Source organism: uncultured Methylobacterium sp. (assembly GCF_964251405.1).
Taxonomy (GTDB): domain Bacteria; phylum Pseudomonadota; class Alphaproteobacteria; order Rhizobiales; family Beijerinckiaceae; genus Methylobacterium.
Window position 1 is genome coordinate 5,398 of sequence record NZ_CAXUJR010000075.1, and the last position, 12,804, is coordinate 18,201.

General features: G+C 66.0%; 15 protein-coding genes. 9 read left to right on the forward strand and 6 right to left on the reverse strand.

Annotated elements, in window-relative coordinates; translation table 11 throughout:
- Positions 1-16: 16 nt before the first annotated feature.
- Both ACFE7U_RS13395 and ACFE7U_RS13400 read right to left on the reverse strand, forming a co-directional pair.
- Positions 17-520 carry a YbjN domain-containing protein gene (locus tag ACFE7U_RS13395; RefSeq protein ID WP_375410217.1) on the reverse strand — a complete coding sequence of 168 codons (504 nt, stop codon included), beginning with the start codon at positions 518-520 and terminating at the stop codon, positions 17-19.
- A 300-nt stretch (positions 521-820) separates the two neighbouring features.
- Complete coding sequence (locus tag ACFE7U_RS13400; protein ID WP_375410218.1) at positions 821-1,102, reverse strand: accessory factor UbiK family protein; 282 nt, start codon at positions 1,100-1,102, stop codon at positions 821-823.
- A 264-nt stretch (positions 1,103-1,366) separates the two neighbouring features.
- Between ACFE7U_RS13400 and ACFE7U_RS13405 the strand changes: the two genes are divergently transcribed.
- Together ACFE7U_RS13405 and ACFE7U_RS13410 are read left to right on the forward strand one after the other, a co-directional pair.
- Positions 1,367-2,086: a response regulator gene (locus tag ACFE7U_RS13405; protein WP_375410219.1), complete on the forward strand. Its 720-nt coding sequence runs from the start codon at positions 1,367-1,369 to the stop codon at positions 2,084-2,086.
- Positions 2,087-2,252: 166 nt separating this feature from the next.
- On the forward strand, positions 2,253-2,795 hold the full coding sequence (locus ACFE7U_RS13410) for a hypothetical protein (protein WP_375410220.1): 543 nt from the start codon (positions 2,253-2,255) through the stop codon (positions 2,793-2,795).
- Between the two features lie 36 nt (positions 2,796-2,831).
- Here the strand turns inward: ACFE7U_RS13410 and ACFE7U_RS13415 are convergent, their stop codons facing one another.
- Entirely contained in the window at positions 2,832-3,488 is a 657-nt protein-coding gene (locus tag ACFE7U_RS13415) for a glutathione S-transferase family protein (protein WP_375410233.1), read from the reverse strand.
- Positions 3,489-3,837: 349 nt separating this feature from the next.
- Here ACFE7U_RS13415 and ACFE7U_RS13420 point away from each other — a divergent pair, with 349 nt between their 5' ends.
- Positions 3,838-5,052, forward strand: coding sequence for a polyhydroxyalkanoate depolymerase (locus ACFE7U_RS13420; RefSeq protein ID WP_375410221.1), 1,215 nt, complete (start codon positions 3,838-3,840; stop codon positions 5,050-5,052).
- Between the two features lie 231 nt (positions 5,053-5,283).
- A complete protein-coding gene (rpsU, locus tag ACFE7U_RS13425; protein WP_375410222.1) occupies positions 5,284-5,598 on the forward strand; it encodes a 30S ribosomal protein S21 in 315 nt (104 codons plus the stop codon).
- Positions 5,599-5,714: 116 nt separating this feature from the next.
- On the opposite strand, the gene ACFE7U_RS13430 is transcribed toward rpsU, so the two are convergent.
- Positions 5,715-6,107: a response regulator gene (locus ACFE7U_RS13430; RefSeq protein WP_375410223.1), complete on the reverse strand. Its 393-nt coding sequence runs from the start codon at positions 6,105-6,107 to the stop codon at positions 5,715-5,717.
- 363 nt (positions 6,108-6,470) lie between these two features.
- Between ACFE7U_RS13430 and ACFE7U_RS13435 the strand changes: the two genes are divergently transcribed.
- Positions 6,471-7,268, forward strand: a complete 798-nt coding sequence (locus ACFE7U_RS13435; protein ID WP_375410224.1) for a class II glutamine amidotransferase — start codon at positions 6,471-6,473, stop codon at positions 7,266-7,268.
- Positions 7,269-7,350: 82 nt separating this feature from the next.
- Positions 7,351-8,784, forward strand: coding sequence for an NAD-dependent succinate-semialdehyde dehydrogenase (locus tag ACFE7U_RS13440; RefSeq protein ID WP_375410225.1), 1,434 nt, complete (start codon positions 7,351-7,353; stop codon positions 8,782-8,784).
- Positions 8,785-8,787: 3 nt separating this feature from the next.
- Here the strand turns inward: ACFE7U_RS13440 and ACFE7U_RS13445 are convergent, their stop codons facing one another.
- Together ACFE7U_RS13445 and ACFE7U_RS13450 are read right to left on the reverse strand one after the other, a co-directional pair.
- Positions 8,788-9,000 carry a SlyX family protein gene (locus tag ACFE7U_RS13445; protein ID WP_375410226.1) on the reverse strand — a complete coding sequence of 71 codons (213 nt, stop codon included), beginning with the start codon at positions 8,998-9,000 and terminating at the stop codon, positions 8,788-8,790.
- A complete protein-coding gene (locus ACFE7U_RS13450) occupies positions 8,997-9,749 on the reverse strand; it encodes a rhodanese-related sulfurtransferase (protein ID WP_375410227.1) in 753 nt (250 codons plus the stop codon). Before ACFE7U_RS13450 ends, ACFE7U_RS13445 begins: the two co-directional genes overlap by 4 nt.
- A 197-nt stretch (positions 9,750-9,946) precedes the next feature.
- On the opposite strand from ACFE7U_RS13450, the gene ACFE7U_RS13455 reads away from it, so the two are divergent.
- Genes ACFE7U_RS13455 through ACFE7U_RS13465 form a run of 3 tightly spaced genes read left to right on the forward strand, consistent with a single transcriptional unit; the run spans position 9,947 to position 12,526 of the window.
- Complete coding sequence (locus ACFE7U_RS13455) at positions 9,947-11,377, forward strand: cytochrome ubiquinol oxidase subunit I (RefSeq protein ID WP_375410228.1); 1,431 nt, start codon at positions 9,947-9,949, stop codon at positions 11,375-11,377.
- Between the two features lie 10 nt (positions 11,378-11,387).
- Positions 11,388-12,395 (forward strand): cytochrome d ubiquinol oxidase subunit II, encoded by a 1,008-nt coding sequence (gene cydB, locus ACFE7U_RS13460; protein WP_375410229.1) that lies wholly within the window; start codon positions 11,388-11,390, stop codon positions 12,393-12,395.
- A complete protein-coding gene (locus tag ACFE7U_RS13465) occupies positions 12,395-12,526 on the forward strand; it encodes a DUF2474 domain-containing protein (protein ID WP_375410230.1) in 132 nt (43 codons plus the stop codon). Before cydB ends, ACFE7U_RS13465 begins: the two co-directional genes overlap by 1 nt.
- Positions 12,527-12,804: the final 278 nt, after the last annotated feature.

Sequence of the window (12,804 nt, forward strand, 5' to 3'; positions counted from 1 at the left end):
GGCGGTCACGAGGCGGTCAGGCCTCGCCTTCGGTCTCGAACAGGACCGCATCCAGGGATTCGCGCGCCGTCTTGCCGGCCCAGAGCACGAATTGGAAAGCCTGGTAATAGCGCTCGCAGGCATCGACGGCGGATTTGAGCATCATCGCGCACTGGGCCTGAGTCGGCGCGGTCCCACCGGTCAGGAGGAGGGAATGCCGGAACATGACGACGTTGTCCGTCGACCACAGGTCGAAATGACCGACCCAGAGCTGTTCGTTGATGAGAGAGACGAGGTTCAGGACCTCCGTCCGCTTGCGGTCGGGCACCTTGATGTCGAAGGCCGAGGCCACGTGCAGGGCCTCGACATCCTCGATCCAGGTGAAGGCGACATGGTAATCCGCCCAGCGGCCGGTGACCGCCACGGACATCTCGTCGGTCTCGGCACGGTCGAAGATCCAGTCGCGCAGGGAGGCCAGCCGCTCGACGGTGTCGAGGGGATGTTCGTTCCGGTCGTTGGCTTCGAAATGCAGGAGGGTCATGGCGATCCAGTTTGACGATCCGCGCGGATCGTCGAGACGTGTTGGGACGATCGGCGACAGGTCCGCTGTTCTGCATTGCGATATAAAAATGCAGTGCAAAGCTGAAACGAGCGGGACAAAAGCTTAGGTGGTGACGGCTGAGATCGGTGGATCAGCGAATCAGTACGTCACCCACTATAGACCGGGCCGGACTCGCGTTTCAAAGCGGTTCCGAAGGCCGATGAACAGGAAAGCGACCGTCCACCGTTCCTTCCTGTGTACAAATGCTCTCGCGGCGAAGCGCCCAACGGACGTCTTGCGTCACTTTGACTCGGGCTTTGTCGCGGCCGTCTCGACCCCCGCCGCCTTGCCTTCGAGGGCCGCGACTCGGGCCGCCAAGGTGTCGTTCTGGCTGCGAAGCGCCGCGACGAGGTCGCGCAGGACGTCGACCTCCTCGCGCGACGCGATGTCCATGTCGCGGATCAGTCGCTCGATCTGAGCCTTGAACACCGTTTCGGCCTCGCGGCGCACACCCTGCGCGGCTCCCGCGGCGTCGATGGCGAGGCGTGCGAATTCGTCGAAGAGGCGGTTCGAGGGCGGCATCGTCGTCTCCCGGTGTCGAAGAACCGCCGCGGCTCGTGAACGAGCATCAGGATCGGCGTCACCGACCGACATAAGAATCGCAGCGACTGGGAGCAATGCGTGACCGTGCGGCCGTCTTCTTTTCATGGGGACTTAGTCAGCGCGGACCTGCCGCGCGGACACAAGAAACAGCGCGATACAATTCCGCTGGTGCCGCGGCCTTCGAAAGTCGGGACGGACGCGGCATAACCATTTCTCGGACAAACGGGACCTTGCCGGCATTCCATGAGCGCGACCACGCCGCATATCCTCGTCGTCGAGGACGATCGCGAGATCAGCGCCCTCGTCGCTCGCTACCTTCGGGCCAACGATTGCCGGGTGACCCTGGCGGGCGACGGCCGTGAGATGGACAGGCGGCTGGTCGATTCCCGCGTGGACCTCGTGGTGCTCGACCTTATGCTGCCGGGGGAAGACGGGCTCTCCCTGTGCCGGCGCATCCGCCAAAATTCGACGGTGCCGATCCTGATGCTGACGGCCAAGGCCGAGGAGATCGACCGCATCATCGGTCTCGAGATCGGAGCCGACGATTATCTCGGCAAACCCTTCAACCCGCGTGAACTCCTCGCCCGCATTCGCGCGATCCTGCGCCGGGGATCGGCGACCGAGTCGTCGGCCGACGAGGGTGTGCGACGGCTGAGCTTCCTTGGCTGGACCCTCGACATTTCCCTGCGCCAGCTCCTCAGCCCGGAGGCGGCGCGGGTGGCGATCACCGGCGCGGAGTTCGACCTGCTCCACGCCCTCTGCCTGCGGCCGGGCCGGGTGCTGTCCCGCGACCAGCTCCTCGACCTGACGCAGGGGCGCGCGGCCGGTCCATTCGAGCGCAGCATCGACGTCCTGATCAGCCGCATTCGCCAGAAGATCGAGAGCGACCCGCGCAACCCCGAGATCATCCGGACGATCCGCTCGGGCGGATACCTGTTCACCCCTGAGGTGAACCGCGACTGATCCCGATGCGCCGGGCGACGACTTGGTCGCCGAGTGTTGCGGTAGGGGCCGATGCAAAGTCCGGAAACGATCCTGGCGGCTCGGCGCAAACTTCGATTAACCATCAGGGACGCCTCATCCGGAAGGCCGAAGGCAGGTCGCGAACGGCCACCACGTGGAGCTTCCGATGTCGTCCGTGATCAATTCCCTGGCTGCCTCCTATGCCACGCAGAAGTCCGGCACGTCCCCGAAGGACCGTGTCATGCAGTCGATCACCGACGAGGTCGCGTCGGGCAAGATCGGCGCCGCCGACGGCACCGCGCTGACGCAGGCCTTCGGGTCGATCACCGAGAGCCTGAGGAGCGAGCGCTCCACCTCGGGCGATACAGGCGCAGCGACGAGGACCACCCGCCTCGATCCCGCTCAACTGAAGGAAAAGGTCGATTCCCTGATCGACGAGCAGGTCGAAGGTGGCAGCCTGACCGTGGACCAAGCCGAGGAACTCAAGGCGATCCTGTCGCAGAACGCGCCGCAGGCCGCCTCAGCCGGGGACGCGTCGACGACACAGGCGGCCAGTGCGGCCGAAACGAGCACGGCCGACGACCTTCTGGCAGGTTTCATCAAGTCGCTTCAGGAGGTGCAGGACTCGGCTGGCGCGGGTTACGGATCGACCGGCTCCAGCAGCAAGAGCCAGGCGTCGTCCGCCTTGCTCCTCGATTTCCAGGCCTGATCCCGCCCATGCCGCGCCCGGACCCGGCGACGGCCGTTAGAATTCCATGTCGAGTTCTTCGATCTCGTCGGGTTCGGCGAGCGCCTGCTCCGCCCATTCCGTCATGAGCGGCCACGCGAGGATACGGTCGCGATAGGCCGCGATCCGGGGCGGGAGCGGCACGTCGTAGGTCTGGAAGCGGGTGCAGACCGGTGCGTACATCGCGTCGGCCAGCGTCGGGCGATCTCCGAACAGGTAGGTGCCGTCGTAGCGGGCGAGGCAATCCTCGAAGATCGTCACGATGCGGTCGATGTCGCCCTTGGCGCCGTTGAAGATCCTGAAGTCCGTGTGGCGGGCCTTGAGGTTCATGGGCAGGGCGGAGCGCAGGTTGATGAAGCCGCCATGCATCTCGCCGGCGATCGAGCGGCAATGCGCCCGCACGGCCACGTCCTTCGGCAGGAATCCGGACGCGGGCAGGATCTCGTTGAGATACTGAGCGATGGCGAGCGTATCCCACACCGAAACGTCGCCGTGCTGCAGCCGCGGCACGAGGAACGACGGCGACAGGTGAAGGAGTTCGGCGCGGGTGGAGGCGTCGGTGCCCGAGAGCAGCTCGGTCTCGAAGGCCAGGCCCGACATCTTGCAGATCAGCCAGCCGCGAAGCGACCACGACGAATAGTTCCGGCTCGAGATCGTGAGCGTCGCGGCTGACATCGGCGTGTGCCCCAGGATTTCTGCGGTGATCAGATCCAAGTTGGCCGGATCCAAGGTGGTTGGATCCAAGACTCGTGCCGCGCCCACGACAAGTCCCACACGGTCGCCGATCGTCCCGACGGCGCGGCCGTTGCATGGATTCCCACGGCCCGGACCGAGACGGGCGGAACGGATGAACCTGATGCATGCGCACAACAGGATTGCGAGATCGTATTCTGCACCCGTTGCGTTCCGACCCCGCGTGCACCAGCCTACCCCCGAGGGACGGCTAGTTGAACGAGCAGAGCGGCCGGATCCGCTCCATGCGGACGTTTCGGCGTTCGGTCGTTCGCGTAAAGGTCCCGGCGCCATGCTGTACGATGCCTTCGAAGTCCAGTCGGACCTCGCCCAGCAGACCCGGTCCTGGGGACGGCTGATCAACGAGGCCCTGGCTCCGTGGCGGAGTGCGGGCTTCCGGGAGCCGCTGAACTGGTTCTCGGCCAGCGCTCGGATGATGATGCGGGCAGGCCTGACCTTCGCGCGCCCTGCCTACGGCATCGACACGGTGGTCGTCGGCAACCGCGAGGTGCCGGTCACCGAGGAGCCGGTACTCGTCACGCCTTTCGGTACCCTGCTGCGCTTCAGGAAGGACATTGCCAGCGAGCAGCCCCGCGTCCTCGTGGTGGCACCGCTCTCGGGGCATTTCGCGACGCTCCTGCGCGGAACCGTGAAGACGATGCTGCCCGACCACGACGTCTACATCACCGACTGGCACAATGCCCGCGACGTGCCGCTCTCGGCCGGCACCTTCGGGTTCGACGATTACGTCGATCATCTGGTGCAGTTCCTCGAAGCGATGGGGGAGGGCGCCCATGTCGTCGCCGTCTGCCAGCCCGCGGTTCAGGCGCTGGTGGCCGCGGCCGTCATGGCCCAATCGAAGAACGCCGCCTATCCGCGCAGCATGACCCTGATGGCCGGCCCGGTCGATTGCCGGATCAGCCCGACCGGCGTGAACAAGCTCGCCACCTCGAAGCCGATCGAATGGTTCGAAAAGAACCTCATCGCCACCGTGCCCGCCCGCCATGCCGGCGCGGGGCGCCGGGTCTATCCGGGCTTCATGCAGGTCTCGGCCTTCGTCTCGATGAACCCGAAGCGCCATATCCAGCAGCATGCCGACCTGTTCTGGCATATTTCCGGTGACGAGACCGAGAAGGCCGATGCGATCGAGGCCTTCTACGACGAGTATTTCGCGGTGCTCGACCTCGATGCGGATTTCTACCTCGAGACGGTCAAGACGGTGTTCCAGGATTACACCCTGGCCAAGAACGAGCTCACCTACCGGGGCAGCCCGATCGACATGCGCAGCGTGCGCAGGACGGCGCTGATGACGGTGGAGGGCGAGCGCGACGACATCTGTGCCGTCGGCCAGACCATGGCTGCCCACGACCTCTGTACCGGCCTACCGCCGCACATGAAGAGTCATCACCTCCAGGCCGGCGTCGGCCATTACGGCGTGTTCACCGGGCGACGCTGGGAGAGCCAAGTCTATCCGCAGGTGCGCAACTTCATCCAGTCGCACAACTGAGCCGGCGCCTCGCCCGAACCCGTTCACGCGGCTGTTGGAACTTGTCCCGCCTTGGTGTATGAGCCTGCGCCAAGTGCAGTTTCTGCGCCGATTCGAGATTGTCTGACGGGCGTCCCTCCCGGGAGTTTTCCGGGCGCGGGGCGTTTTTCGGTTTCTTCGCGATGATCGTGAGGGTCTCGGGTTCGGCGTCGGCTCGTTCAAGACATCAATCGGCTCAGAGGATCTAGACCGTTGCAGGTACTCGTTCGCGACAACAACGTCGACCAAGCGCTCCGCGTTCTCAAGAAGAAGATGCAGCGCGAAGGCATCTTCCGCGAGATGAAGCAGCGCAAGGCCTACGAGAAGCCGTCCGTGCGCAAGGCGCGTGAGAAGGCGGAGGCCGTTCGCCGCGCCCGCAAGCAGGCGCGCAAGACCGCAATCCGCGAGGGCCTAATCGCCGCGCCGAAGCCGAAGCCTCGTTTCGGTGCAGGTGCGCCGCGCCGTCCGGGCGGTTCGCCCTTCGCGCCGAGCGCTCCCGCCGCGATCACCGGCAACGGCGTCGCCTGACCCGACCGAGCCGCGGGACCTGCTCGGTTTTCCGCGGCCTGCTCCGATCGCGAAAAAAAGCCCGCTCGCGCGATGCGCGGCGGGCTTTTTCGTGTCTGCCGCTCCGGACGGTGCGTTCAGGCCGCGTTGGCGGCCAGGGTCGCGTGCTCGGCCTGGACCAGAACGTCGAGGGCCCGCCAGGGCTTCTGCAGGTAGACGACCTGGTTCGAGAGGCGGTCGTCCTGACCGGAATCGTAGCCCGAGGTGACGACGACCCGTACGTCGGGCCAGCGCCGCTCGACGGTGCTGGCGAGTGCGACACCGTCCATCGCGCCGCCCAGGCGGATATCGGCGAACAGCAGCGCGACGTTGACGTCGGCCCGCTCGAGGATGGCGATGGCTGCCTCGCCGCTCGCACAAGCGATGACGTCGAGATCGGTCTCCTCGAGGACGGCGGTCGCCAAGTTGCGGATGGCGGCATCGTCCTCGACCACGAGGGCGACGGGGCAGTCTGAGCGGGTACGGTCCATGGAGGCGCCTTCTACGGGACGTTCGGTTGCGACGGTCGCATGACCGTGGCTCGGAGACATCGTTGATTCTCGGTAGGTGATGCTGCGCCGCCACGGCGTCGGCCGCAAGAGTCCCAGCGTGCCCTCCGTCATGCATTCGCTGCAGTACCCGCGGCCAAGGTTCGGCCTTCTGCCCGGACGAAGCGCAATGGGTCCCTATGGCGGGGAGGCGCGCCAAGGAGCGATGCTGCGCCGCATTAACGACCTGTTCACCGCTCAAGATCGATTGTTGCGGATCGACGATAACGGGGCCGTGCCCATGAACGGCGCGACTCCTGCTTGACGGGGATCGCCGCCACCGGACCTGAGAGGTTTTAGCCAGCGATGTGCCGCTTTCTCGCCTATAGCGGTCAACCGGTCTTCCTCACGGATCTCGTCTGCGCGCCGACGCATTCCCTGGTCCATCAGTCGCTGCACGCTTCGGAGGCCAAGACCGAGACGAATGGCGACGGATTCGGCATCGGCTGGTATGCCGAGCGGCCCGATCCCGGTCTCTACCGCGACGTCTGTCCGGCCTGGTCGGACGAGAACCTGGTCAACCTCTGCCAGCAGGTGCGGGCACGGACCTTCTTCGCCCATGTCCGAGCGTCGACCGGGACGGCGACGACGCGGGCGAACTGCCATCCCTTCGCCCATGGCCGTCATCTCTTCATGCATAACGGCCAGATCGGCGGCTATTCGCGGATCAAGCGCCGGATCGAGGCCCTGATCCCCGATGCGCTCTACGACGAGCGCCGCGGCACCACGGATTCCGAGGCGATCTTCCTCCTGGCGCTGGCCAACGGCCTCGCAGAGGATCCGGTCGGCGCCATGGCCGAGACGCTCTCGACCGTGCGCGACCTGATGCAGGCTGCGGGCGTCGCCGAGCCGCTGCGCTTCACCGCGGTCGTCACCGACGGCGACAGCCTCACGGCCTATCGCTGGGCCTGCGACGGGCGGCCGCCGAGCCTCTATTACCGGGAGACGGAGGCCGGCCTGATCGTCGTCTCGGAGCCCATCGACGGTTGCCGCGAAGGCTGGAACGTCGTGCCCAAGGGCGGCACGCTCCAGGCGCGGCGCGGCGGAAGCGCCGTCGTGACCACCGCTGATTCGGTCAAGGTGAAGCCACGCATCGCGGCCTGATCGGGTTGCCTCGGGAGACCCGGGGGCCGACATGGGAGGAGTCGGCGCGTCCTGCCGGCGACTCACAGAGCCGTAGCCGATTATGTATCCGGATACCGACCTTCATATCGCCGGGGCCTGGACCAAGGGATCCGCAGGCGAGACGATGCCCGTGCTCAACCCTGCCACCGGCGAGACTCTGGGGCGGTTCGCGGTAGCCACCATCGACGATCTCGACCGGGCGCTGGACGCGGCCGGACGCGGCTTTGCGGCTTGGCGCAAGGTCTCCGCGTTCGAGCGCGCCAAGATCATGCGCAGGGCCGGCGACCTCCTGCGCGACCGCGTCGAGGACATCGCCCGGACGATGACCCTGGAGCATGGCAAGCCCCTGGCCGAGGCCCGCATCGAGACCCTCGCGGCGGCCGACGTGATCGACTGGTTCGCCGAGGAGGGCAAGCGCGCCTATGGCCGGGTGATTCCGGCGCGGGCCGAGGGCGTGCAGCAGGTCGTCCTGCGCGAGCCGGTCGGCGTGGTGGCCGCCTTCATGCCGTGGAACTTCCCGATCAACCAGGCGGTGCGCAAGATCTCGGCGGCACTCTGCACCGGCTGTTCTGTCATCCTCAAGGGAGCCGAGGACACGCCGGCGAGCTGTGCGGCCCTGGTTCGTGCCTTCCTCGACGCCGGCGTGCCGGGCGACGTCCTGTCCCTGGTCTTCGGGGAGCCGGCCGCGATCTCGTCCTACCTCATCCCGCATCCGGTGGTGGCCAAGATCTCCTTCACGGGCTCCACCGTGGTGGGCAAGGAATTGGCCGCCTTGGCCGGGCGCCACATGAAGCGGGTGACGATGGAGCTTGGAGGCCACGCCCCGGCGCTGGTCTTCGACGATGCCGATATCGGCCGGGCCGTGCAGGTGCTCGGTGCCAACAAATTCCGCAATGCCGGCCAGGTTTGCGTCGCTCCGACGCGCTTCCTCGTCCAGGATGCCGTGTTCGACGAGTTCCGCGATCGGTTCGTGGACCATGCCCGCGGCATCGTCGTCGGCGACGGACTCGCGCCGGATACGACGATGGGGCCGCTGATCCATGGCCGCCGGCTCGAGGCGATGGAAACGCTCTGCGCGGATGCCATCTCCCGTGGCGCCACTCTCGCGGCGGGCGGTCAGCGCATCGGCAATCGCGGCCACTTCTTCGCCCCGACCGTCCTGACCGAGGTACCCCTCGACGCGCGGATCATGAACGAGGAGCCTTTCGGTCCTGTGGCGCTGATCCAGCGTTTCTCCGACGATGAGGAGGCCTTCGTGGAAGCGAACCGCCTGCCTTACGGCCTCGCCGCCTACGCCTATACCCGTTCCACCGCGCGGGCGGCGCAAGTGGCGGCACGGATCGAGAGCGGCATGGTCGGCATCAACCATCACGGCATCGCTTTTCCCGAAACGCCCTTCGGCGGGGTCAAGGATTCGGGCTACGGCAGCGAGGGCGGCTCCGAAGGCATCGAGGGTTATCTCGTCACGAAGTTCGTCACGCAGGCGAGCATCTGAGCCCTAGTAATGCGGCGGCGGAGGTTCCGGAGGCCCGCCCGCGGTACGGCTGCCGGCCTCTTCCATTCGTTCCTGCAGGGCGGCGATCTGCCGGCCAAGCCGGTCGATCAGCCGCCATTGCGCGGTGATGGTCCGATTGAGATCCTCCAGAACCCGGTCCTGCTCGGTCAGGCGGATCTCCAGTGTATCGATGCGGGCCGAGTCCGCGTCGCTCATTGCAGGGTCTCCGGGTCGTGGTCCGGCCGCTCCACGAGGCCGGGTCCCAGGGCGATGCGTTCGTCGAAGACAAAGCAGTCGCCCGTCCAGCGACTCTGCGCCTCCGGTACCGTTTCCAGGTATCGCAGGATGCCGCCGGCCAGCGTCTGGACCTTGGCGAATCCCCGCCTCGTCAGGTAGGCACCCGCCTTCTCGCACCGAATTCCGCTGGTGCAGAACATCGCCACCGCCGGATGCGCACGGGGGTCGAGGCTGTCCGCATAATTGCGGAAATCGCTGAACCGTCTGGTCCCCGGATCGACCGCACCCTCGAAGCTGCCGAGCGCGACCTCGAAGGCATTGCGGGTGTCGATGAGCAGGAGTCCGGGGGTGTCGATGAGGGCGTTCCAGGCTTCGGGTGCCACCGGTTCGGCCGAGCCGGCGGCGGGATCCGTGGCACCTCCGTCGAAGGTGACGATCTCGCGTTTCAGTCGGACCTTGAGGCGGCGGAACGGCGTTGCGGCGGCCCGCGACAGCTTGCATTCGAACGCCGCGAGCCGCCCGCCGAACAGGGCACCATGCCGAAGGTCGTCGAGGAAGGCTGCGATGTCGCTCGCCGTTCCGCAGACTGTCCCGTTGATGCCTTCCGCCGCGAGCAGGATGGTTCCGCTGATGCGATGGGCAGAGCAGACCTGCTCGAGCCGAGGCCGGATCGCCTCGGCATCGGGCAAAGCGAAGAAGTGGTAGAAGGCGGCGACGACGTAGGGCATCGCCGCCCCTGTATCAGGCAGGGCCGACCGGGCAAATGCCGCCTGCGATCGGGTGCGTCGCCGCGATGGACCGGGGGGCAGCCTCACGGCGTTACCCTTCCGATCCGCATCGTGCGCCCGCGATAATTTTTTATGCTGTTCAGGGATGACCGAACGGTCGATACATCCGCCGTCAAGCGGCTGCCATGAGGCTCGCAATGTTCTCGACCATCGACGCGCTCCTGCTTGCCCGGATCCAGTTCGGGTTCACGGTGGCGTTCCACATCATCTTCCCGGCCTTCTCGATCGGGCTGGCGAGCTATCTTGCCGTGCTGGAAGCTTTATGGCTCGCAACGGGCCGGCAGGTCTTCATGGATCTGTTCAAGTACTGGATCAAGATCTTCTCCGTGGCCTTCGCCATGGGCGTCGTGTCTGGGCTCGTGATGTCCTATCAGTTCGGGACGAACTGGTCGGTCTTCTCCGACAAGACCGGGCCGGTGCTCGGCCCTTTGATGGCTTATGAGGTTTTGTCGGCCTTCTTCCTCGAGGCCGGCTTCCTCGGCGTCATGCTGTTCGGCATGAATAAGGTCGGGCCGCGTCTGCACTTCCTCGCGACCCTCGCGGTTGCCGTCGGGACCTTCTTCTCGGCGTTCTGGATCCTGTCGGTGAATTCCTGGATGCACACGCCGCAGGGTCACGGCGTCAACGAGGCCGGTCAGTTCATCCCGCTCGACTGGTGGGCGATCGTCTTCAATCCGTCCTTTCCCTATCGCCTCGTCCACATGGTGCTCGCCGCCTACCTCACGACCGCCCTCGTGGTCGGTGCCGTCGGCGCCTGGCATCTCCTGAAGGATCGCCGCGCGACCTTGAGGCCGGACAGCGAGGGGGCGAGAGTGATGTTCTCGATGGCGATGTGGATGGCGGCCATCGTCGCGCCGATCCAGATCTTCGCCGGCGATATGCACGGCATCAATACGCTGGAACACCAGCCCGCGAAGGTCATGGCGATGGAGGGGCATTTCGAGAGCCATCCCGATGGAGCGCCGCTGATCCTGTTCGGGCTGCCGAACCAGGAGGCCGGCCGCGTCGATTACGCGATCGAGATCCCGAAATTGTCGTCCCTCGTCCTGAAACACAGCCTCAACGCACCCCTGGCGGGGCTCGACACCGTGCCGCGCCAGAACTGGCCGCCGGTCCCGGTGGTGTTCTGGTCCTTCCGGGTGATGGTCTCCATGGGCATGCTCATGCTTCTGCTCGGGATGCTGAGCCTTTTAGCGCGGTTCAAGGGTAGGCTCTACGAATGGTCCCCGCTGCACCGCTTCGCCCTCGTCATGGGGCCGGCCGGTTTCGTGGCCGTCGTTGCAGGCTGGATCACCACGGAGGTCGGACGTCAGCCCTTCACCGTCTACGGATTGCTACGCACCGCGGACTCGGCCTCCCCGCTCTCGGCACCCGCCGTCGGCGCATCGCTCGTGGCCTTCGTCGTCATCTATTTCGCGGTCTTCTCGATGGGTGTCCTCTACATCCTGCGCCTGATGTCGAAGGCTCCCAAGCCCGGCGAGCACGGGGTCGAGATGGGCAAGCCGACGCGGACGGCCGGAATTACCCCGGCCCCCGCCCACGGTCCCGCCATGCAGCCGGCCGAGTGAGGACACAGCCATGTTCGAGACCCTCGACCTGACGGTGGTGTGGGCCTTCATCATCGCATTCGCGGTGTTCGCCTACATCGTGATGGACGGATTCGACCTTGGTATCGGAATCCTTTTCCCGACATTTCGGCCGGGAGAGGAGCGCGATACGGCCATGAATTCGGTCGCCCCGGTCTGGGACGGCAACGAGACCTGGTTGGTGCTCGGCGGCGGCGGCCTGTTCGCGGCCTTCCCGCTCGCCTACGCCATCATCATGCCCGCTCTCTACGCGCCGATCATCGCGATGCTGCTCGGTCTGATCTTTCGCGGCGTCGCGTTCGAGTTCCGCTGGCGCGACCCGGCACACCGTGCCTTCTGGGACGTCGCCTTCACCGGCGGCTCGGTGATCGCAACCCTGGCGCAGGGAATCGCACTGGGCGCCCTCCTGCAAGGCATCAAGGTGGAGGGCAGAGCCTATGCCGGCGGCTGGTGGGACTGGCTCTCGCCCTTCAGCATCCTCGTCGGCGTCGGGCTCCTGTGCGCCTATGCGCTCCTGGGCGCGACCTGGTTGGTGATGCGCACCGAAGGTCCGCTGCGCGACCGAGCGCGGACGCTGTCGCTCTGGCTCGGAGTCGCGACGCTCCTGGCGATCGGAGGGGTCAGCGCGGCGACGCCGTTCCTCGAAGGCAAGTACTGGGAGCGTTGGTTCGCGATGCCCAACGTGCTCCTGACGACCCAGGTGCCGCTCCTCGTCGCGATCGCGGGCTTCGTCTTCTTTCGCATGCTGAAGGGTGGGTCTGACCGGGCGCCGTTCCTCATCGCGCTCGGCCTGTTCCTGCTCTCCTTCATCGGGCTCGGGATCAGCATCTTCCCCGATGTCGTGCCCGGTCGCGTCACCATCTGGGAGGCCGCCTCGCCGCGATCGAGCCAGATCTTCATCCTGGTCGGCGCCTCGGTCCTGATCCCCCTTATCCTCACCTACACAGCGTATTCGTACTGGGTCTTCCGCGGGAAGGTCGATGCGTCGGGGTATCATTGATGGTGCCGCCGGATGCCGGGCAGGGGCCGTTATGGCGGCGCCTCGCCTGGTTCGCGTTGATCTGGGCGGCCAGCGTCGTCGCCCTCGGGATCGTCGGGTTCGTATTGCGGAGCTGGCTCAAGGGCACGTGAGACCTCCTTCCCCCACCTTGGAAAGGGCTCGAAGGGTAGGCGGCGAAAAACATCGAGGGGCGTGTTGACAGGTCGGTCGACCGACCGTAGATAAGCGCCACGAACACGGCGGCCAGCGAATTCGGCGGCCGGTTCGGAAATCCAGAGACGGCAGGAGGACAACTCCAGCGAAAGCTGGGGCTTCGGCTGTCTCCGGTGTATTATTTTTGTCGGAAACGACAAACGTTCTTTTGACAAGTGCATCTGAGAAAGAGAAGCGTGGGCGGCGTCATGTCCTT

What these genes read in the sequence shown, in the direction of transcription:
- ACFE7U_RS13435 (WP_375410224.1), top strand. Translation starts at nt 6,471, where the DNA reads ATGTGCCGCTTTCTCGCCTATAGCGGTCAACCGGTCTTCCTCACGGAT.
- ACFE7U_RS13410 (WP_375410220.1), top strand. Translation starts at nt 2,253, where the DNA reads ATGTCGTCCGTGATCAATTCCCTGGCTGCCTCCTATGCCACGCAGAAG.
- ACFE7U_RS13465 (WP_375410230.1), top strand. Translation starts at nt 12,395, where the DNA reads ATGGTGCCGCCGGATGCCGGGCAGGGGCCGTTATGGCGGCGCCTCGCC.
- ACFE7U_RS13440 (WP_375410225.1), top strand. Translation starts at nt 7,351, where the DNA reads ATGTATCCGGATACCGACCTTCATATCGCCGGGGCCTGGACCAAGGGA.
- ACFE7U_RS13455 (WP_375410228.1), top strand. Translation starts at nt 9,947, where the DNA reads ATGTTCTCGACCATCGACGCGCTCCTGCTTGCCCGGATCCAGTTCGGG.
- ACFE7U_RS13415 (WP_375410233.1), bottom strand. Translation starts at nt 3,488, where the DNA reads ATGTCAGCCGCGACGCTCACGATCTCGAGCCGGAACTATTCGTCGTGG.
- ACFE7U_RS13445 (WP_375410226.1), bottom strand. Translation starts at nt 9,000, where the DNA reads ATGAGCGACGCGGACTCGGCCCGCATCGATACACTGGAGATCCGCCTG.
- ACFE7U_RS13430 (WP_375410223.1), bottom strand. Translation starts at nt 6,107, where the DNA reads ATGGACCGTACCCGCTCAGACTGCCCCGTCGCCCTCGTGGTCGAGGAC.
- ACFE7U_RS13400 (WP_375410218.1), bottom strand. Translation starts at nt 1,102, where the DNA reads ATGCCGCCCTCGAACCGCCTCTTCGACGAATTCGCACGCCTCGCCATC.
- ACFE7U_RS13405 (WP_375410219.1), top strand. Translation starts at nt 1,367, where the DNA reads ATGAGCGCGACCACGCCGCATATCCTCGTCGTCGAGGACGATCGCGAG.
- ACFE7U_RS13395 (WP_375410217.1), bottom strand. Translation starts at nt 520, where the DNA reads ATGACCCTCCTGCATTTCGAAGCCAACGACCGGAACGAACATCCCCTC.
- ACFE7U_RS13450 (WP_375410227.1), bottom strand. Translation starts at nt 9,749, where the DNA reads ATGCCCTACGTCGTCGCCGCCTTCTACCACTTCTTCGCTTTGCCCGAT.
- cydB (WP_375410229.1), top strand. Translation starts at nt 11,388, where the DNA reads ATGTTCGAGACCCTCGACCTGACGGTGGTGTGGGCCTTCATCATCGCA.
- ACFE7U_RS13420 (WP_375410221.1), top strand. Translation starts at nt 3,838, where the DNA reads ATGCTGTACGATGCCTTCGAAGTCCAGTCGGACCTCGCCCAGCAGACC.